Below are 18,228 nucleotides of genomic sequence, written 5' to 3' on the forward strand. Positions count from 1 at the left end.
CTTTGAGGCCCGGGTTTCTTCGCTTTGCGGTTGCCCAAAGCGAAGAAACCCGGGCCTCAAAGGTGAGTGGCGGACGGCGGTTATCCACAGACTGGTCATGTTTCATCATCTTTGATGCTGGTTGCGTGCTGATATTGGTTCATGCGACCACTCAAGGCCCTGCCCGTGCAGCTGGAGCTCATCGCCTGCCGCCAGGAGGGGCTGATCTCCGCCGCGCAGCTCGACGGCATCGGCGTCGACGCCCAGTGGCGGTACCGCCTCGTCCGGCAGTGCCGGTTGGTCCGCGTCACGCAGGGCGTCTACGACACCGACGTCGTGCCGCCTGCCGACCGGTCACGTCCTGACCTGCTCGACCACCTCCGACGTCGTCCCGCGTGGGTCGGCCTGCTGGCCGCCGGCCCGGGATCGACCGCCGTCGGTCTGAGCGCCCTCGCGCTGTACAAGGTCAAGGGGCTGCCGCGCACCATCCCGTCCGAGGTGGTCGCGCCCGACGGGCACTGGCGGCCCAGGCGGGACGGCATCACGTTCCACAAGCGCGGCGACATGGTGACCGGCCGGTTCGCCGGCGACTTCCGGATCGCGAGCGTCACGGACGCCCTCGCCCTCGGCGTCGGGAACATGCGCCGGGACGACGCCGTGGCCGCGATGGACGACCTGCTGCACACGCGGTCCGCCACGGCTGACGACCTGGCCCGCGCCCACGACCTGGCGCGCGGGCACCGCGACGTCGAGGCCACGCATCCCTGGTGGCGCCTGGCGGACGGCCGGTCGGAGTCGCCGCTCGAGTCCGTCGCCCGGCTGGCCTGCCTCGACGCGGGGATCCCGCCGGACACCCTGCAGCTCGTGCTCCTGGGGCCGGACGGCGTCCATCTCGGCCGGGTCGACCTCGCCTGGCGGCTGCCGGACGGCACCTGGCTGCTCGTCGAGGTCGACGGCGTCGAGGTGCACAGCGCGCCGGGCGCGGTGTTCCGCGACCGCACGCGGCAGAACGCGCTGGCCTCGGCGGGCGGCTCGCGCCTGCTGCGTTTCACGGCGAAGGACCTCCGGGTCCGCATGCCGGAGGTCCTGACCGCGTTGTTGCGCGAGGCCGGCTGGACGCCCGGTAACTACGACGACGTCGGTGCCCCGGTCACCCTGGGCGCCTCGGTAACGACGACGTCGATGTCTCGGTAACTCTCGGGGCCCAATAACGACGGCGTCGCTGTCCTGGTGTCCCGGTGTCCCGCTGTCGCTGGACGCGTCGGTCGCCATCCGGCTCTCCGCCCCGGTCTCCGCCCCGACTGCCGCCCTTGAGGTCACCTTTGAGGCCCGGCTTTCTTCTCTTTGCGGCCGCCCAAAGAGAAGAAAGCCGGGCCTCAAAGGTGAGTGGGTGACCGCGCTCGACCCTCCGGCGTCATGAGGAGGACATTTCACCCGGTACGTTGTGCGGCGTGACAGGGGAGACGACGACGGCGGACGCGGTCAGTACCGAGGTCCCGCTGCGGAAGAACACCGCGTACCTGCTCCTGACGACCGGGCGGTTCGCGCAGGCGATCGGCGCCGGCGTCGGCACGTTCGCGGTCCCGCTGCTGGCGTTCGAGGTCACGGGCTCAGTAGGTCAGGCAGGGTTGATCAGCGGCGTCGGCCAGGCGGGCGCGCTGCTGGCGACGCTGCCGGCGGGCGTGGTCGCGGACCGGGTCAACCGCCGCGCGCTCCTGGTGGTCGCCGCCGCGACGGGCACCGTCCTGTGGGCCACGGTCGTCGCCGTCGGGCTGGCGGGGGCGCTCGGCGCCTGGCACCTGGCCGTGGTGCTGTTCGGCTCCTCGATGGTGAGCGCGTTCGTGAACCCGGCGTCGGGCGGCGCGCTGCGCGCCGTCGTCCCGCCCGCCCAGATGGCGAACGCGATGGCCGTGAACCAGGGGCGGATGGCGGCGGTCGCGCTGTTCGCGGGGCCTGTCGGCGGGTTCCTGTACGGCATGGCGCACGTGCTGCCGTTCGTCGCGTCCGTGCTGGGGCACCTGATCGAGGTGGTCGCCGTGTCGTTCGTGCGCAAGCCGCTCAACGGCCGACGGACCCAGCAGAACCACCCGCTCGCCGACCTGCGCGACGGCCTGGCCTTCGTCGGCGCCGTGCCGCTGTTCCGCGCGGTGCTCGTGCTCATCACGTTGCTCAACCTGACGTCGATCGCCCTGGTCGTGGCGATCAACCTGGAGCTCGTGCGCACCGGGACGGACCCGCGGCTCATCGGCCTCGTGGACGCGTGTGCCGGCGTCAGCATGCTGGCCGGAGTCGTGGTCGCGGGGCCGATCGTGCGGCGCACCCGGGTGGGCCGGCTCGGGCTGCTCGCCATCGGGACGCTCGCCGCCGCGCTGGTCGTCATGGCGTTCGCGCCCACGTACTGGGTGTTCCTCGCGATGCTGGCGGCCGGCGTGTTCCTCTACCCGGCGCTCAACGCGGGCTTCACCGGCTACCTCACGGTGATCATCCCCGACCGCATGATGGGCCGCGCCACGTCCCTGCTTGGGCTGACCGGGCTGATCGCCGCCCCCGCCGCGCCCGTGCTGGGCAGCGCGCTCCTGGAGGGCTGGGGCATCGGCGTCACGCTCTGGGTCATGGTGGGCGCCATGGTCGCCGTGCTCGTGGCGCTCCGCCTCACGCGCCCGCTGATGCGGATCGGCCGCCCGGACACCTGGGCGGCCGACGCGCTCGAGTAGCCGGAGCGGTCAGGCCTCCGGCTCCGGTTCGGCGGCCAGGTCCCGGGGGCCGAGGGTGTAGAGGATCTGGTAGTACCGCCGCGCCGGGTCGTCGGGGTCGGCCCGCTTGGCGGCCCCGGTCCGGTCCCACCACTTCTCCATGACGGCGACCACCTCCGCCGTCATCTGCTCGGCCTCCTCGCGCGTGAGGAACGCGCCGCTGGCCATGCCCTCGTGGAAGTCGTCCTGGGCTCCCGGTGCCGTCCGGTCGCGCAGGAACTCGTCGCGCACCCAGCGCAGGATCGGGTCGAGCATCTGCTCCTCGTGGCCGACGTTGCCCTCCACCAGAAAGCGTTCGACGAGCGGCCGCCACACCCGGTCCCGCTTGTCGCGGGCGAGCTCCGGTGCCTCCTCGATGAAGTGGTGCTTCGCGAGCACCCGCAGGTGAAAGCTGATCGAGTTGGCCGGCTCCCCGAGGGTCCGGGCGAGGTCGGCCGCGCGGGCGTGCTCGCGGACGTTCAGCTCGACCATGATCCGCTGCCGGAGCGGGTGGGCCAGCGCCCGCATCGTCTCCGGATCGGTGATGCGGAAGGGCTCCTTCGATGCCATCGCGCCAGGCTAACAAGATCCCGCAACGACAGATGCGCAACTATCATTGCGCAATAGTAGTTGCGGACTCTACGGTGTGCGCATGACGACGGACGAGGCCCGCGCGGCGGGCGAGGCGACGGCGGGTGAGCAGCCCGTCGGGCTCTGGCGGAACCGGTCCTACCGGCTCCTGCTGACGGGCGCGACGGCGGAGGACGTCGGCGCCGCGGTCGGCGCCTTCGCGGTGCCGCTGCTCGCCTACGCGGTCACGGGATCGGTGGTGCAGGCCGGCGTGATCGCCTTCGTGGGCCAGCTCGGGTCGGTGCTCCTGACCCTGCCGGCCGGCGTCATCGTGGACCGGGTGGACCGCCGTCGGCTCATCATGGCCGGCGGCGCGGTCGCGGCGCTCGCCTGGACCAGCGTGGTGGTCGCCGGCCTGGTCGACGGGCTCTCGATCACCGCCCCGCACCTGGCCGCGGCGCTGTTCGTCTCGTCCCTGGTGGGCGCGCTCATGGACCCGGCCGGGACGGCGGCGCTGCATGCCGTGGTCCCCCAGGAGCAGCTCGGGCAGGCGATGTCGATCGCGCAGGGGCGCGACGCCGCGGCCACGCTGCTCCAGGGTCCGCTCGGTGGTCTGCTCTACGGGATGAGCACCGTGCTGCCCTTCGCGGTGTCCGCGGCCGGGCGGCTGGTGTCCGTGGTGGCCACGTCCCTGGTGCGAGAGCCGCTCAACGGCGACCTCGACGCCGCGCGCGCCGAGCATCCCGTCGTCGCGCTGCGGGAGGGGCTGCGCTACGTGTTCGGCGTCCCCCTGCTCCGGGCGTCGCTCTGGCTGTTCATGCTGGTCAACGTGGTTCTGAACGGCATGATGGTCGCGATCAACCTGCACCTGGTGAGCACCGGGACGACGCCCGCGCTCATCGGCCTGATCAACACCGCGGTCGGGGTGGGGGTGCTGGCTGGCTCCGTCCTCGCGGGTCTGCTCGTGCAGCGGGTGCGCGTCGGCGTCCTCACGGTGCTGGCGCTCGGCGTCTCCGGGGTCGCCGTCGTGCTGATGGCGCTGTTCCCGACCTACTGGGGGTTCGTCGCCGCGCTGACGGGGATGATGTTCTTCGCGCCCGCGCTCAACGCTGGGATGCTCTCGTACGTCACGGCGATCACACCGGGGCAGATGCAGGGGCGCATGGCCGCGACGATGGGCCTGACCGGCCTGGTGGCCGGCCCCGTCGCGCCGCTGGTGGGGAGCATGCTGCTCGCGAGCCTGGGCATCGGCCCCGCCATGTGGCTGTTCGCCGCCGCGTGGGCCGCGTCGTTCCTGGCCATGTTCCTCGTGCGCCCGTTGTGGCGCGTCGGCCTGCCGGACACCTGGGCGGCCGACGTCGTCGAGTGGCCGACGACGCGCGCGCCGTCGGCCACCTGACCGCCCGGGCCGCCAGGCCGGTCAGACGGCAGACCAGCCGCCGTCCGCCGCGATGATCGCCCCGTTCAGGTTCACCGAGTCCTTCGACAGCAGGAAGGTGATGGTCGCGGCCAGCTCCTCCGCCATGGCGAGGCTGAGGATGTTGACCTGGTGGGGCCGCAGCACCGGCGCGCCGAACTCGGCCTGGCCGGGCACCGGGATGCCCGTGGCCACGCCGCCGGGCGCGACGGCGTTGGTGCGGATGCCGTGCTTCGCGTACATCACGGCGGTCGACTTCGTGAGCCCGACCACCGCGTGCTTGGACGCCGTGTAGGCGACGCCGGCGGCCGAGCCGCGCAGCCCCGCCTCGGAGGCGACATTGACGATGCGCCCCTCCTTCGCCGCCAGCATCCCGGGTACGACGGCGCGGGTGAGCCGCATCGTGCCCTCCAGGTTCACCCGCAGCACCCGCTCCCACAGGGCGTCGCTCACCTCGTGGATCGCCGACATGTCGTCCATGATCCCGGCGACGTTGGCCAGCGCGTCCACGCGGTCGCCCGCGGCTGCCACGATGCGGTCGACGTCGTCCTGGGCGGAGATGTCGCCCGCCACGGGGACGATCTCGGCCCCGGCCGGGAGCCCGGTCAGCGCGGCGGCGAGCTCGTCGAGCTTCTCCGCGGAGATGTCGGCCGCGATCACGCGCCCGCCCTCGCGGGCCACGCGCGAGGCGACGGCCCGGCCGATGCCGGAGGCCGCGCCGGTGACCACGACGGTCTGGCCGGCGAAGCGGCCGGGGGTGATCTGCTCGGCCCAGCCCGCAGCGGCCGGCTCGTCCTCCGCCGCATCGGCGGCTGCGGCTTCCTCGGGCGCGGCCTCACGGTACGCGGCGAGCAGCGCGTCGAGCGCCTCGGCCGGGAACTTGCCGCCGGACATCGCGACGAGCTGCTCCAGCGCCAGGCCGCGGGCGGGGGCCAGCGAGTCCGGCGTCGCCCCGCCTTGAGCAAGGAAGTCGGCGAGGATCCGGCCCCCGACGGGGTGGTCGAGCCAGTCGCCGACGGTCGAGTGGGTGGTCAGTGCCATGGTGCGCTCCTCGGACGTGGTTGGTACCGGACAACGTTGTCCGGTATCTAGAATACCGCTATGACCGGCGTACTTCGCGACCCCCGACCCGGTGCCGTTCCTCACGGCGCGACGCGTCGCGGCGGTGCACCCAACCTCGGCCCTCGCGCCGCGGCGGGCAACCGCGCGGCGCTGCTGGCCGCGGCCCGCGAGGTGTTCGGGTCCGCCGGGACGAGCGCGCCGCTGAGCGCGGTCGCCAAGCGCGCCGGCGTCGGGCAGGGGAGCCTCTACCGGCACTTCCCCGACCGGCTCGACCTCGTGGTCGCCGTCTTCGAGGAGCAGGTCGTCGCCGTCGAGGAGGCGGCAGCCGCGTCGGAGGCCGACCTGCCCGACCTGCTCGGCCTCGTCACGCGGCACGCGATCGACTCGGTCGGGTTCGTCGACCTGGTCCGGTCGAGCGTGCCCGCGGACGAGCGGATCGTCGCCCTGGGGGAGCGGGTCGCGGGCGCGCTGGGCACCCGGCTGGCGGCGGCGACGGCGGCCGGTACGGTCCCGGCCGGGACGACGTCGGACGACCTGCTGCTCGCCGTCGCCATGGTGGCCGGTGGGCTGTCCCAGACCGAGGGGGAGGACCGGGTGCGCCGGGCGCAGCGCGCCTGGGAGCTGCTGGGGATCGACGTGCGGATCCCGGACGGCGCCTGACGGCGTCCCGGTACGCCTCGCGCGCCCGGACCGCCCCGCCGCGGCCTAACCCCGGCGTCCCGCCGCGTGCCCGCCGCCGATCCATCCGAACACGGCCGCCGGGCCGATCGTCGAGCCGGGCCCGGGGTAGGTGCGCCCCATCACCGACGCCGTCGTGTTGCCGGCCGCGTACAGGCCGTCGATCGCGGTGCCGTCCTCCCGCAGCACGCGCGCGTGCTCATCGGTGAGCAGGCCGCCCTTGGTGCCCAGGTCGCCGGGCACGATCTTGAGCGCCGAGAAGGGGCCGCGCTCGATCGGGCCGAGGTTCGGGTTGGGTCGCACCGTCGGGTCCGAGTAGTAGCGGTCGTACGCGGAGTCCCCGCGGCCGAAGTCGGCGTCCTTGCCGGACCGGGCGAACCCGTTGAACCGCGCGACCGTGTCCCGGAACGTCGCGGGGTCCAGGCCGAGCTTGTCCGCCAGCTCCGCGAGGGTGTCGGCGTACACGAGCGTGCCGTTCTCCACGTAGCGCCGACGGCCGCCCAGGAGCGACGTGTTGAGGTAGCGCCGTCGCGCGCGGACGTCCATGACCAGCCACGACGGGATCGCCTGGACCTCCTCGTCCCGTTCCAGCATCGCGTGACCGAAGTCGATGTAGCTCGTGGACTCGTTGACGAACCGGGCGCCGGAGGAGTCCACCACGACCGAGTACGGCATGGACCGCTCGGACAGCACGAAGCCGTGCATCCCCTCGTCGCCGTTGTCCACGCCGGCGCCCCACCAGGCGTCGTCCATGAGCGCGAGCGCGCCGCCGGCGTCGGCCCCGGCCTCGATGGCCGTGCCCTGGTCGTCCCTGGAGGCGGCGCTCCAGCCGGGCACGCCGTGGTGCTCCTGGCGCCACTCCGTCCGGTGGGCGAACCCGCCCGCGCCGAGCACGACGCCGCCCCGTACCCGCACGGTGCGGCGATCCTCCGGTGGGCCGACGACGGCCCCGACCACGGCGCCGTCCTCCACCAGCAGCTCCGTCAGCGGGGTGCCGAGCCGCACCTCCGTACCCTGCGCCCGCACGATCTCCATCAGGGAACAGGCCAGCGCCGCACCCATGCCGACCTGCCGTTTGCCGGTGAGCAGGCCGCCCAGGACCCGGAACACCAGCCGGGCCCCGCGGACGAAGCCGGACGGCGTGGACCAGGCCCGGCCCAGCTCGTAGAAGTCGTCGTTCATCACGGCGAGCGGCACGCCGTCCTTGACGCGGGACCGCTCGATCCAGTCCCCGAGCCGCCTCGTGTCGTACGGCCGGGGCTCGATCGACCGCCCGATCTTGCCGCCCGGCCGCTCGGGGTAGTAGTCGGGGTAGTTCTTCGCGGACGCCCAGCGCACCCCGTGCCGCTCCAGCGTCGTGACCAGCTCGTCCACGGTGTCGACGAACGCCTCCCGGCGGGCGGTCGAGCTCGCGGGGCCCACGTCGCCGACCGCCGCCTTCAGGTACGTCAGCGCCTCCTCGCGGGAATCGGCGATCCCCGCACGCCGCATCACGGGGTTGTCCGGCAGCCACAGCCCGCCGCCGCTGCGCATCGTGGTGCCGCCCCACCGGTCCGCGGACTCCACGACCAGCACCTTCGCCCCGGCGTCCGCCGCGGCGATCGCGGCGCTGAGCCCGGCCGCGCCCGTCCCGGCCACCAGCACGTCGACCACTTCCTGCTGCGCCATCGCTTCCTGCTGCGTCATCGCGGCTCCCTCCGGCTCATACCGGACGACATTGTCCGGTTGGGGCACAACCTACTCCCGTGCCCCCGGAGGACCGCAAGACCCCGGGGCCGGAACGGCACGGCCCGGCCACCGCTAGACTGCACCTGGCCGTGACTGGCGAGGGTGGGTCACCACCGGGGAGCGGCCGAGCGACCCGTGATGCGCGCCGCCCGCCTGGGTGCCAGGGTTTTCCACGAGGCTACTTCCGAGGAGAACCGCCATGTCCGGCGCCCCGTCCACCCCTGACGTCCAGCTCACCGACGACTCGCAGCGCCCCGTCCGGCGCGCGCTGCTGAGCGTCTACGACAAGACCGGCCTGATCGAGCTCGCCACGGCGCTGCACGACGCCGGCGTCGAGCTGGTCTCGACCGGCTCCACCGCGTCGAAGATCGCCGACGCGGGCATCCCCGTCACCCCGGTCGAGGAGCTCACGGGCTTCCCCGAGTGCCTGGAGGGCCGCGTCAAGACCCTGCACCCGCGCGTGCACGCCGGCATCCTGGCCGACACCCGCAAGGAGGACCACCTCGACCAGCTCGCGCAGCTCGACATCGCGCCGTTCGAGCTCGTCGTCGTCAACCTCTACCCGTTCGCCGCCACGGTCGCGTCGGGCGCCGGGCCGGACGCCGTCGTCGAGCAGATCGACATCGGCGGGCCGTCCATGGTGCGCGCCGCGGCCAAGAACCACCCGTCCGTCGCCGTCGTCGTGGACCCCGCTGCCTACTCGGCCGTGGCCGACGCCGTCCGCGCCGGCGGGTTCACCTACGCCCAGCGCAAGGCGCTCGCCGCGGAGGCCTTCGTGCACACCGCCACCTACGACGTCGCCGTGGCCTCGTGGATGGGCAGCGTCGTGTCGCCCACGGACGAGGTGACGGTCGACGGCGAGCCGCAGCACTCCGGCTTCCCCGCCTGGGTCGGCGGCACCTGGGAGCGCGCCGACGTGCTGCGCTACGGCGAGAACCCGCACCAGCGCGCCGCCCTCTACACCCGCGGCGACGGCGTCACGGGCCTGGCCCAGGCCGAGCAGCTGCACGGCAAGGCCATGAGCTACAACAACTACGTCGACGCCGACGCCGCGTGGCGCGCCGCCTGGGACCACGAGGGCCCCGCCGTCGCGATCATCAAGCACGCCAACCCGTGCGGCATCGCCGTCGGCGGCGACATCGCCGAGGCGCACGCCCGGGCGCACGCGACCGACCCGGTCAGCGCCTACGGCGGCGTGATCGCGGCCAACCGTACCGTCACGGCCGCCGCCGCGCGGCAGATCGCCCCGGTGTTCACCGAGGTCGTCGTGGCCCCTGGCTTCGAGCCGGAGGCGCTGGAGATCCTCCAGGCCAAGAAGAACATCCGCCTGCTCGTGGTCCCCGAGGCGCCGGGCGGCTCGGTGGAGACCCGGCCCATCTCGGGCGGGCTGCTCATGCAGGCCACGGACCGGTTCCAGGCCGACGGCGACGCCCCCGAGAACTGGACCCTCGCGACCGGTGAGGCGGCGTCGCCCGAGGTGCTCGCCGACCTCGCGTTCGCCTGGAAGGCCGTGCGCGCCGCCAAGTCGAACGCGATCCTCCTGGCCAAGGACGGCGCCGCCGTCGGCATCGGCATGGGCCAGGTGAACCGCGTGGACTCGTGCCGCCTCTCGGTCGAGCGCGCCAACACCCTGGCCGACGGCGAGTCGGGTCCAGTCGAGCGCGCCCGCGGCGCGGTCGCGGCCTCCGACGCGTTCTTCCCGTTCGCGGACGGCCTCCAGGTGCTGCTCGACGCCGGGGTCACCGCCGTTGTGCAGCCGGGTGGCTCGATCCGCGACGAGGAGGTCGTCAAGGCCGCCGAGGCGGCCGGCGTCACGATGTACCTGACGGGCACGCGCCACTTCGCGCACTGAGCACATCGACGGTCGAGCGCTCCGTCGGTCGACCAGGCTCATCCTCTTTGAGGCCCGGGTTTCTTCGCTTTGCTGCTGTCGAAAGCGAAGAAACTCGGGCCTCAAAGGAGAGGGCTGACGCCGGCCCTCCCGCTCAGACGTTGCTTGTCGGTCGTCTGAGCCTGCGGCTCCGCTGCGGGCGCGTGCCTCGTTCCTCGGCCCGCACCCTCCGCTGCGCCTCCGGCTCAGACGACGGCGTCCTTGAGCTTGACCGCCGGGTCCAGCGCGCGGTCCAGGTCGACCTCCAGCGGCACCCCGCGGTTCATCAGCTTGCGCAGCTGCCCCACCTCGCGTGGGGAGTCGACCAGCAGCATCGCCCGGACGGTCGCCACCCGGTGGCCGTCCGGGGTGCGGCGCGGGTGCCGGTCGAGCGCGTTCTCCAGGTAAAGGGCGCCCCAGCCGCCCGACGCCGCGGGGGTGCCGCGCAGCACCACGTCGTCGAACGGGGACGGCACCCCGAACAGCGCCAGGTCGTGCCCGAGCTGCTGCGAGAACACGTACGGGGCGTGCGCCGGGATCGGGGCGAGGCCGAGCCGCTCGCGCACGTGCTCAGGCTCCGCCGCGCGCTCGTCGAGCCCGAGCAGGGCCCGGACCGTCACCTCGGGGTCGTGCAGGGCGGCCGACCAGTGCCCGCCCGGCACTGGCCCGAACACCGGGTGCTCGCGGGTCGCGATGTCGCCGACGGCCCAGACACGGCGCAGCGCGTCGAGGTGCAGGCGCCCCGCCGGGTCGGTGGGGGAGTGCATGCCCATGAACCGGCCCGCGCGGTTGACCCGGAGCCCGCCGTTCCCCTCCAGCGGCAGGGAGCCCGCGAGCCAGGCGGACGCGGGACGCGCCCCCACGGCGGCCAGCACCAGGTCGGCCTCCAGCACCCGGCCGTCGGCGAGCACGACGCTGCCGCCACCGGGCGTGCCGCCGGGCGGCCCGGGCAGCACCTTCTCGACGGCGACGCCCGTGACCAGGGTGACCCCGGCGTCGTCGTACCAGGGGGCGAGCAGACCGCCCACCCTGCGGCCGAGCTGCCGCTCCAGCGGGACCGGGCCGGCCTCGACGACCGTGACGCGCGCGCCGGCGCCCGCGGCGACGCCCGCCACCTCCGCGCCGATCCAGCCCGCGCCGACCACCACGAGCCGCATCCCGGGCACGACGGCCGCGCGCAGCCGCTCGGCGTCCGGGGCCGTGTGCAGGGTCATCGCGGCGTCCCAGCCCGCAGGGCGCACCGGGGTGCTGCCCGTGGCGAGCACCACGGCGTCGGCCACGACGTCGTCGCCGGACGCCGTCCGCACCGTCACCCGCTCCTGGTCCACCTCGAGGCGGGTCGCCGGGTCGGCGAGCCGCAGGTCGTCGGCGAGGGCGGTGAGGTCGATCCCGAGGTCGTCGGCAAGCCAGACCGGCTCCGTGCGCTTGAGCAGCTCCTTGGACAGCGGCGGGCGGTCGTACGGCGGCAGACCCTCCGCGCCGAGCACCGTGAGGCGCCCCTCGAAACCGTGCTTCCGGAGCGCGGCGGAGGCCTGCGCGCCCGCCAGCCCCGCACCCACGACGACCACGCTGCTGGGGACCTGACCTGAAGGGGACGGCATGGACCTCACGGTAGCTCGCAGGCCGCCAACCTGGGAATGTGCTTTGTGTCAGGTTGCAAGCAGGTCACGGTCCTGCAGAATCGCGACGTTTCGGTTGTACCCTCGTCCCGTGGATCTCAGTGAGATGCGGACTACCCCCGGCGCCACGAGCCTCCTCGAGCCGGGCTCGGTCGGAACCGCTACGCTCGAACGCACCGGACCGGCCGACCTGATGACGGCCACCACGACGACCAGCCAGGAGCTCGACCGCAGTGAGCCAGCCAGCGGCGAGGACTCCGACATGAGTCCGGCCGAGCCGCAGCGGAGCAACCTCGCGATCTGGCTCGTCCTCGCGGGTGTCGGCATCTCCGTGCTGCTCGGGCTGATCGCCGGCGCACGCGCCGGGGCGATCGGCATCGGGGTGGTCCTCGTGGTCTGCGCGATCTTCCGCGCGGTGCTCGACAGCCCCGTCGGCCTCGTCATCCGGACCCGGACCATCGACATCATCCTGTACGGCGCGACCGCAGTGCTGATCGGCGCCCTCGCCGTCGCGACGCCGAGCATCTGACGCCGGGCCTCTGACTTCCGGTATCTGACGCCCGGCCTCTGCCGCCGGGGCCGACCTAGCGGTCGGCGCCCTCGAGCGAGCCCGTCACCGGCTGCTCCGACTCCACGACGCAGAGGATGCGCCGGTCGCCCTCGGCCCAGCTCTCCTCCGACGGCGCGATCGGCCAGTAGAGCAGCTCCGACTTGGCCCACCGCAGGCCCACGTACTTCGTGAACTGCGGGTAGCAGTACGCGTCCGCCGCGTCCCACAGCGCCTGCTGCGTGGGGGGTGCGCCGTTCTCGGCGAGGCTGTCGGGCGCCGTCGTTTCCGCGTAGATCTCGCCGCCGTGCGCCGTGGTGCAGGGCACCACCGGGATCCGGTACAGCGTGGTCTGGCCCGACGTCGCCGCTGTGTCGATGCAGTCACCCACCTGCAGGTCCGGGATCTCGGCCCCGGCGGTCGCCTCGGTGTCGGCGTCCGGCGTGGGCGCCTCGTCCGGCTCCAGCTCGCCGCCGGTCTCCTGCGTGGGCAGCGCGTCCGGGTCCTCGGCGTACGGGTCGGCGTACGGGTCCTCGGTGTAGGGGTCGGCCGTGGCGTACGGGTCGTCGGTCGGCGTGGGGGACGGCGTCGGCTCCGCGAGCACGGCGCCGTCGTCGGGCTGCTCGATGCCGAGCGGACCCGCCAGCGCCGGCGGGACGAACGCCCTGGCGGCCGAGACGAACCCGGGCGGGAGCGCCGACGCGTAGGTGGGTGCCGCGGCGACGGCGATCCACAGGCCCGCGATCCCGAGCACGCCCAGGGTGACCGCGCCCAGGGCGAAGTCGAGGGTGCGCACCGACGACTTCTTCGCGCGCCGCACGTTGCCCGTGCCGTTCGCCTCGGCGGTGCGCATCGACTGCACGAGCGCGGGGATCGCGAGCGGCCAGAAGAACAGGAACGCCGCGACCACCCAGCCGACGCGCGTCGGGTAGGGCAGCTCGTTGGGGTCGGCGGGGTCCCCGATGTTCTCGGTGTCGGCCGGTTCGGTGCGGTCGTCCGGCTTGTCGTCCTCGTCCGGCTCCTTGCCGTCCGGCTCCTCGCCGTCCGGCTCCTTGCCGTCGGGCTCTTCGTCGTCGGACTTCTTGTCGGGCGGCACGTCCTCGTCGGGCTTCCCGTCGTCGGACCGCGCCGTGTCGCCCGGCTTCCCGTCCGAGCTCACGTCCTCGTCCGGGGCCTCCGGCCCGACCACGGCCCCCGGTTCGGTGTCGGCCGGTTCCGTCGCGCCGCGGGAGGTCTGCGTGGTGTCGGCCATGATCCGGGATCGTAGCGGTGCGGGCTGTGTCCCGGAAGCGACGGTTTCATCCGGTCAGCCCGCCGCCGGTACGACGCCGGGGCCGCACCTCCCGTACGGAAGGTGCGGCCCCGGCGTCGTGCGGGTCGTGCGTGGGATCAGGCCTTGTCGTCAGCCTTCTTCTCCGACTCGGTCTCGGGCGTCTCGACCGTGGCCTTCTCCTCCGTGGCCTCGGCCGCGGGGGTGGACGTCGTCGCGACGGGCTCCGTCACCTCGTCCTCGTCGTCCTCGTCGTCGTCCTCCTCGTCGAGCTCGAGCTCCTCGGGCTCGACCGAGGCGAACGCGCGGTAGAACAGGGCGGCGAGCGCGGCACCGACCAGCGGGGCGAGCCAGAACAGCCAGAGCTGGCGGCCGGAGCCGTCGCCGCCCCAGTTGTTCGCGAAGAGCGCGGCGGCCGTGGAGCGGGCCGGGTTCATGCCGGCGTTGGTGACGAACCACGAGACCAGGGTCAGCGCGGCGATGGCGCTACCAACGGCGACGGGGGCGTAGCCGATCTTGCTGCGGCGGTCGTGCACGCCGAGGTACACGCCGACGAGGATCGCGGAGATGATGACCTCGACGATCAGCGCCGGGAGCCAGTCGAACTGGGCCTGGCCCTGCGTCTGCAGGTAGAGCGGGGAGTGCTCCGAGAAGCCGTTGACGGCCGAGTCGAACATGTCGGAGACGTTCTCCTTGCCGACCAGCGCGAGCAGCGCCTGGGGCACGGTCGCGAACACCACGGCGGCCGCCAGGATCGCACCCACGAGCTGGGCGCCCCAGTAGCTGAACATGTTGCTGACCGAGATGCGGCCGCTGAGCCAGGCGCCCAGCGAGATCGCCGGGTTGAAGTGCGCACCGGAGACGCGGCCGACGGCTGCGGCACCCGCGATGTAGGCGAAGCCTCCACCGAGCGCCACGCCGAGCCCGCCGACCGTGTTCAGCGGGCTGTAGACGAGCACACCCACGATCACGAGCGTCAGCAGGAACGTGCCGAAGGTCTCGGCGAGCAGGCGGGAGAGCAGGCTGGGCGACCGCTCCTCGACCTCGGTGACGCCGCTGGTCGCGGCGAGGTCCTGGGACATGAAGTCAGATCCTTTCGGTGGCACACCGTTCGGTGCGCGTCATGGCGGCGTGCAGTGCGATGTCGCGCACATCCTGCCATTACCCGCCTGAGCAAAACCTGAATACGCGCGGGTATTTTCTTCACCGTACCCGGGTGCTGGTACCAGGCAAGACACGGATCGGCCCAGGGGCTGGGCGAGGCGGGTCGGTCGATGCAAGAGTGGGGTCATGACTGAACCCGTGAATGTCACCGTCACCGGAGCCGCTGGCCAGATCGGGTATGCGCTCCTCTTTCGCATAGCCGCGGGCGAGATGCTCGGCGCGGACACGCCAGTACGGCTCCGACTCCTCGAGATCCCGCAGGCCGTCGCGGCCGCCGAGGGCACCGCCATGGAGCTCGACGACTGCGCCTTCCCGAACCTGGCCGGCGTCGAGATCTTCGACGACCCGGTCAAGGCCTTCGACGGCGTCAACGTCGCCCTCCTCGTCGGCGCCCGCCCCCGCGGCGCGGGCATGGAGCGCGCCGACCTGCTGGAGGCCAACGGCGGGATCTTCGGCCCCCAGGGTCGGGCGATCAACGACGGCGCCGCGGACGACGTCCGGGTCCTCGTGGTCGGCAACCCCGCCAACACCAACGCCCTCATCGCGGCCTCGAACGCCCCTGACGTGCCGGCGACGCGGTTCACCGCGATGACCCGGCTCGACCACAACCGGGCGCTCTCGCAGGTCGCGGCCAAGACCGGGACCCCCGTCAGCGAGATCCGCAGGCTCACCATCTGGGGCAACCACTCCGCGTCGCAGTACCCGGACCTGTTCCGGGCCGAGGTCGGCGGCCGTCCCGGCGCCGACGTCGCGGCCGACACCGCCTGGCTCATCGACGACTTCATCCCGACGGTCGCCAAGCGCGGCGCCGCGATCATCCAGGCGCGCGGAGCGTCGTCGGCGGCGTCGGCGGCCAACGCGGCGATCGCGCACGTGCGCGACTGGACGCTCGGCACCCCCGAGGGCGACTGGACCTCGGCCGGCCTGTGGTCCTCCGGCGAGTACGGCGTGCCGGAGGGGCTCGTCTCCTCGTTCCCGGTCACGTCCGACGGCACGGGCGAGTGGAAGATCGTCGAGGGCCTCGAGATCGACGAGTTCTCCCGCGGCCGGATCGACGCGAGCGTCGCCGAGCTCGTGGAGGAGCGCGACGCCGTCCGGGCCCTGGGCCTCATCTGACCCTAAACCGTTGGTCGAGCTTGTTGAGACCCCGGACCAGGTCTCGACAAGCTCGACCAACGAGACGTAGCGCGTGAGGTGTGTCTCGCAATTGAGGAGTGCGCAGGACCCTCAGGTATCTTGATGTCGAGAGATCGGCACATTCCAACATCCCGGGGAGTCAGCCACACCCATGTCCAAGATCATCTATACCCACACGGACGAGGCCCCGCTTCTGGCGACGTACTCGTTCCTGCCGATCGTCTCGGCGTACGCGGCCAAGGCCGGTGTGGACGTCGAGACCCGCGACATCTCGCTCGCCGGCCGGATCATCGCCCAGTTCCCGGAGCGGCTCACGGAGGAGCAGCGCCAGGCGGACGCGCTCGCCGAGCTGGGCGAGCTGGCGAACGACCCGGCGGCCAACATCATCAAGCTGCCGAACATCTCGGCGTCCGTGCCGCAGCTCAAGGCGGCCGTCGCCGAGCTGCAGGCCCTCGGCTACGACCTGCCGGACTTCCCGGAGAGCGTCGAGACCGACGAGCAGAAGGACGCGCGCGAGCGCTACGGCCGCGTCATGGGCTCCGCCGTGAACCCGGTCCTGCGCCAGGGCAACTCCGACCGCCGCGCCCCCGCCTCGGTCAAGAACTACGCGAAGGCGCACCCGCACCGCATGGGGGCCTGGGCGGCCGACTCGAAGACCAACGTCGCGACCATGGGCCACGACGACTTCTTCTCCAACGAGAAGTCCGTGATCGTCGAGGCCGACGACACGCTGCGCATCGAGCACGTCGCCGCCGACGGCACCGTGACCGTGCTCAAGGAGTCCCTGCCGGTGCTGGCCGGTGAGGTCGTGGACGGCACGTTCCTCGACGCCGCCGCGCTGGACGCGTTCCTCGCCGAGTCGATCGAGCGGGCCAAGGCCGAGGGCGTCCTGTTCTCGGTGCACCTCAAGGCCACGATGATGAAGGTCTCCGACCCGATCATCTTCGGCCACGTGGTCAAGGCGTTCTTCAAGCCGGTCTTCGACAAGTACGGCCAGGACCTGGCGGCCGCCGGCCTGTCCGCGAACGACGGCCTGGGCGGCATCTTCGCCGGCCTCGAGTCGCTGCCGAACGGCGCCGAGATCCGCGCCGCGTTCGACGCCGCGCTGGCCGACGGTCCGAAGATGGCCATGGTGAACTCTGACAAGGGGATCACCAACCTGCACGTCCCGTCCGACGTCATCGTCGACGCCTCGATGCCCGCCATGATCCGCATCGGCGGCCACATGTGGGGGCCGGACGGCGAGGAGGCCGACACCCTCGCGGTGATCCCCGACTCGTCCTACGCCGGGATCTACCAGACCGTCATCGACGACTGCCGCGTCAACGGCGCCCTCGACCCGGCCACGATGGGCTCCGTGCCCAACGTCGGCCTCATGGCGAAGGCGGCCGAGGAGTACGGCTCGCACGACAAGACGTTCGAGATCGCCACGGACGGCACCGTCCGCGTGGTCGACGGTTCCGGCGTCGTGCTCATCGAGCACGCCGTCCACGCCGGTGACATCTGGCGCGCCTGCCAGACCAAGGACGCCTCGATCCGCGACTGGATCAAGCTGGCCGTCACCCGCGCCCGGCTGTCCGAGACGCCCGCCGTGTTCTGGCTCAACTCGCGCCGCGCGCACGACGCCAACCTGATCCAGAAGCTGGAGCAGTACCTCCCGGAGCACGACACCGACGGCCTCGAGCTGCACGTCATGGACCCGGCGGAGGCGACGGCGTTCTCGCTCGCGCGCATCCGCCAGGGCCTGGACACCATCTCGGTGACCGGCAACGTGCTGCGCGACTACAACACCGACCTGTTCCCGATCCTCGAGGTCGGCACGTCGGCCAAGATGCTCTCGATCGTGCCGCTGATGAACGGCGGCGGCCTGTTCGAGACGGGCGCCGGCGGCTCCGCGCCGAAGCACGTGCAGCAGCTCGTCGAGGAGGACTACCTGCGCTGGGACTCGCTCGGTGAGTTCTTCGCGCTCGCGGCGTCCTTCGAGCACCTGGCGGTGCGCGAGGACAACGCCCGGGCCCAGGTCCTGGCCGACACCCTCGACCGCGCCACGGGCACGTTCCTCAACGAGGACCGCTCCCCGGGCCGCCGCCTGGGCACGATCGACAACCGCGGCTCGCACTTCTACCTGGCCCTGTACTGGGCCCAGGAGCTGGCCGGGCAGTCCGACGACGCCGAGCTGGCCGCCACGTTCAAGCCCCTCGCCGAGGCGCTGGCCACGGGCGAGCAGGCCATCGTGGAGGAGCTCGTCGCGGTCCAGGGCAAGCCGGCCGACATCGGCGGCTACTACCGTCCGGACGACGCCAAGGCGTCCGCGGTGATGCGCCCGAGCACGACCTTCAACGAGGCCCTCGCGTCCCTCTGACGCCGGTCCTCTCGTACGTGTCAGACCCTCAGGTCACCCGGGTGACCTGAGGGTCTGACACGTTGACGTGACCTTGGTCGCTCCCGTGGAAAA

At 72.7% G+C, this 18,228-nt stretch carries 14 protein-coding genes and 1 riboswitch; of the genes, 8 read left to right on the top strand and 6 right to left on the bottom strand.

Features of this window, described 5'->3' with window-relative positions; all coding sequences use genetic code 11:
* Positions 1–141 precede the first annotated feature (141 nt).
* Positions 142–1,173 (top strand): type IV toxin-antitoxin system AbiEi family antitoxin domain-containing protein, encoded by a 1,032-nt coding sequence (locus ACZ7LE_RS04915; RefSeq protein WP_470402200.1) that lies wholly within the window; start codon positions 142–144, stop codon positions 1,171–1,173.
* A gap of 257 nt (positions 1,174–1,430) precedes the next feature.
* Positions 1,431–2,693 (top strand): MFS transporter, encoded by a 1,263-nt coding sequence (locus ACZ7LE_RS04920; protein ID WP_470402201.1) that lies wholly within the window; start codon positions 1,431–1,433, stop codon positions 2,691–2,693.
* 9 nt (positions 2,694–2,702) lie between these two features.
* Here ACZ7LE_RS04920 and ACZ7LE_RS04925 read toward each other — a convergent pair whose 3' ends face one another.
* A complete protein-coding gene (locus ACZ7LE_RS04925) occupies positions 2,703–3,281 on the bottom strand; it encodes a helix-turn-helix domain-containing protein (protein ID WP_470402202.1) in 579 nt (192 codons plus the stop codon).
* 82 nt (positions 3,282–3,363) lie between these two features.
* Here ACZ7LE_RS04925 and ACZ7LE_RS04930 point away from each other — a divergent pair, with 82 nt between their 5' ends.
* Complete coding sequence (locus ACZ7LE_RS04930; protein ID WP_470402203.1) at positions 3,364–4,680, top strand: MFS transporter; 1,317 nt, start codon at positions 3,364–3,366, stop codon at positions 4,678–4,680.
* 21 nt (positions 4,681–4,701) lie between these two features.
* On the opposite strand, the gene ACZ7LE_RS04935 is transcribed toward ACZ7LE_RS04930, so the two are convergent.
* Positions 4,702–5,739, bottom strand: coding sequence for an SDR family NAD(P)-dependent oxidoreductase (locus tag ACZ7LE_RS04935; RefSeq protein WP_470402204.1), 1,038 nt, complete (start codon positions 5,737–5,739; stop codon positions 4,702–4,704).
* Positions 5,740–5,799: 60 nt separating this feature from the next.
* On the opposite strand from ACZ7LE_RS04935, the gene ACZ7LE_RS04940 reads away from it, so the two are divergent.
* Positions 5,800–6,420 carry a TetR/AcrR family transcriptional regulator gene (locus tag ACZ7LE_RS04940; RefSeq protein WP_470402205.1) on the top strand — a complete coding sequence of 207 codons (621 nt, stop codon included), beginning with the start codon at positions 5,800–5,802 and terminating at the stop codon, positions 6,418–6,420.
* A gap of 45 nt (positions 6,421–6,465) precedes the next feature.
* Here ACZ7LE_RS04940 and ACZ7LE_RS04945 read toward each other — a convergent pair whose 3' ends face one another.
* Positions 6,466–8,124, bottom strand: a complete 1,659-nt coding sequence (locus ACZ7LE_RS04945; RefSeq protein WP_470402206.1) for an FAD-dependent oxidoreductase — start codon at positions 8,122–8,124, stop codon at positions 6,466–6,468.
* Between the two features lie 121 nt (positions 8,125–8,245).
* A riboswitch (ZMP/ZTP riboswitch) is annotated at positions 8,246–8,332 on the top strand.
* 33 nt (positions 8,333–8,365) lie between these two features.
* On the opposite strand from ACZ7LE_RS04945, the gene purH reads away from it, so the two are divergent.
* Positions 8,366–10,018 (top strand): bifunctional phosphoribosylaminoimidazolecarboxamide formyltransferase/IMP cyclohydrolase, encoded by a 1,653-nt coding sequence (gene purH / locus ACZ7LE_RS04950; protein WP_470402207.1) that lies wholly within the window; start codon positions 8,366–8,368, stop codon positions 10,016–10,018.
* Positions 10,019–10,242: 224 nt separating this feature from the next.
* Here purH and ACZ7LE_RS04955 read toward each other — a convergent pair whose 3' ends face one another.
* Positions 10,243–11,637 (bottom strand): NAD(P)/FAD-dependent oxidoreductase, encoded by a 1,395-nt coding sequence (locus ACZ7LE_RS04955; protein WP_470402208.1) that lies wholly within the window; start codon positions 11,635–11,637, stop codon positions 10,243–10,245.
* A gap of 109 nt (positions 11,638–11,746) precedes the next feature.
* Between ACZ7LE_RS04955 and ACZ7LE_RS04960 the strand changes: the two genes are divergently transcribed.
* On the top strand, positions 11,747–12,184 hold the full coding sequence (locus tag ACZ7LE_RS04960; protein ID WP_400538865.1) for a DUF3017 domain-containing protein: 438 nt from the start codon (positions 11,747–11,749) through the stop codon (positions 12,182–12,184).
* A gap of 55 nt (positions 12,185–12,239) precedes the next feature.
* Here ACZ7LE_RS04960 and ACZ7LE_RS04965 read toward each other — a convergent pair whose 3' ends face one another.
* Entirely contained in the window at positions 12,240–13,454 is a 1,215-nt protein-coding gene (locus ACZ7LE_RS04965) for a septum formation family protein (RefSeq protein ID WP_470402209.1), read from the bottom strand.
* Between the two features lie 137 nt (positions 13,455–13,591).
* Entirely contained in the window at positions 13,592–14,554 is a 963-nt protein-coding gene (locus ACZ7LE_RS04970) for an MIP/aquaporin family protein (protein WP_470402210.1), read from the bottom strand.
* A 208-nt stretch (positions 14,555–14,762) separates the two neighbouring features.
* Here ACZ7LE_RS04970 and ACZ7LE_RS04975 point away from each other — a divergent pair, with 208 nt between their 5' ends.
* Together ACZ7LE_RS04975 and ACZ7LE_RS04980 are read left to right on the top strand one after the other, a co-directional pair.
* The gene (locus ACZ7LE_RS04975) at positions 14,763–15,752 is read left to right on the top strand and encodes a malate dehydrogenase (RefSeq protein WP_470402211.1); all 990 of its coding nucleotides are present in this window, start codon (positions 14,763–14,765) and stop codon (positions 15,750–15,752) included.
* Positions 15,753–15,924: 172 nt separating this feature from the next.
* A complete protein-coding gene (locus tag ACZ7LE_RS04980; RefSeq protein ID WP_470402212.1) occupies positions 15,925–18,135 on the top strand; it encodes an NADP-dependent isocitrate dehydrogenase in 2,211 nt (736 codons plus the stop codon).
* Positions 18,136–18,228: the final 93 nt, after the last annotated feature.

Source organism: Promicromonospora sp. NPDC110617 (genome assembly GCF_055598465.1).

Bases quoted from the DNA above. Each gene is read 5' to 3' on its own strand.
- ACZ7LE_RS04915 (WP_470402200.1), top strand. From the start codon at position 142: ATGCGACCACTCAAGGCCCTGCCCGTGCAGCTGGAGCTCATCGCCTGC.
- ACZ7LE_RS04925 (WP_470402202.1), bottom strand. From the start codon at position 3,281: ATGGCATCGAAGGAGCCCTTCCGCATCACCGATCCGGAGACGATGCGG.
- ACZ7LE_RS04930 (WP_470402203.1), top strand. From the start codon at position 3,364: ATGACGACGGACGAGGCCCGCGCGGCGGGCGAGGCGACGGCGGGTGAG.
- ACZ7LE_RS04935 (WP_470402204.1), bottom strand. From the start codon at position 5,739: ATGGCACTGACCACCCACTCGACCGTCGGCGACTGGCTCGACCACCCC.
- ACZ7LE_RS04940 (WP_470402205.1), top strand. From the start codon at position 5,800: ATGACCGGCGTACTTCGCGACCCCCGACCCGGTGCCGTTCCTCACGGC.
- ACZ7LE_RS04945 (WP_470402206.1), bottom strand. From the start codon at position 8,124: ATGACGCAGCAGGAAGCGATGGCGCAGCAGGAAGTGGTCGACGTGCTG.
- purH (WP_470402207.1), top strand. From the start codon at position 8,366: ATGTCCGGCGCCCCGTCCACCCCTGACGTCCAGCTCACCGACGACTCG.
- ACZ7LE_RS04955 (WP_470402208.1), bottom strand. From the start codon at position 11,637: ATGCCGTCCCCTTCAGGTCAGGTCCCCAGCAGCGTGGTCGTCGTGGGT.
- ACZ7LE_RS04965 (WP_470402209.1), bottom strand. From the start codon at position 13,454: ATGGCCGACACCACGCAGACCTCCCGCGGCGCGACGGAACCGGCCGAC.
- ACZ7LE_RS04970 (WP_470402210.1), bottom strand. From the start codon at position 14,554: ATGTCCCAGGACCTCGCCGCGACCAGCGGCGTCACCGAGGTCGAGGAG.
- ACZ7LE_RS04975 (WP_470402211.1), top strand. From the start codon at position 14,763: ATGACTGAACCCGTGAATGTCACCGTCACCGGAGCCGCTGGCCAGATC.
- ACZ7LE_RS04980 (WP_470402212.1), top strand. From the start codon at position 15,925: ATGTCCAAGATCATCTATACCCACACGGACGAGGCCCCGCTTCTGGCG.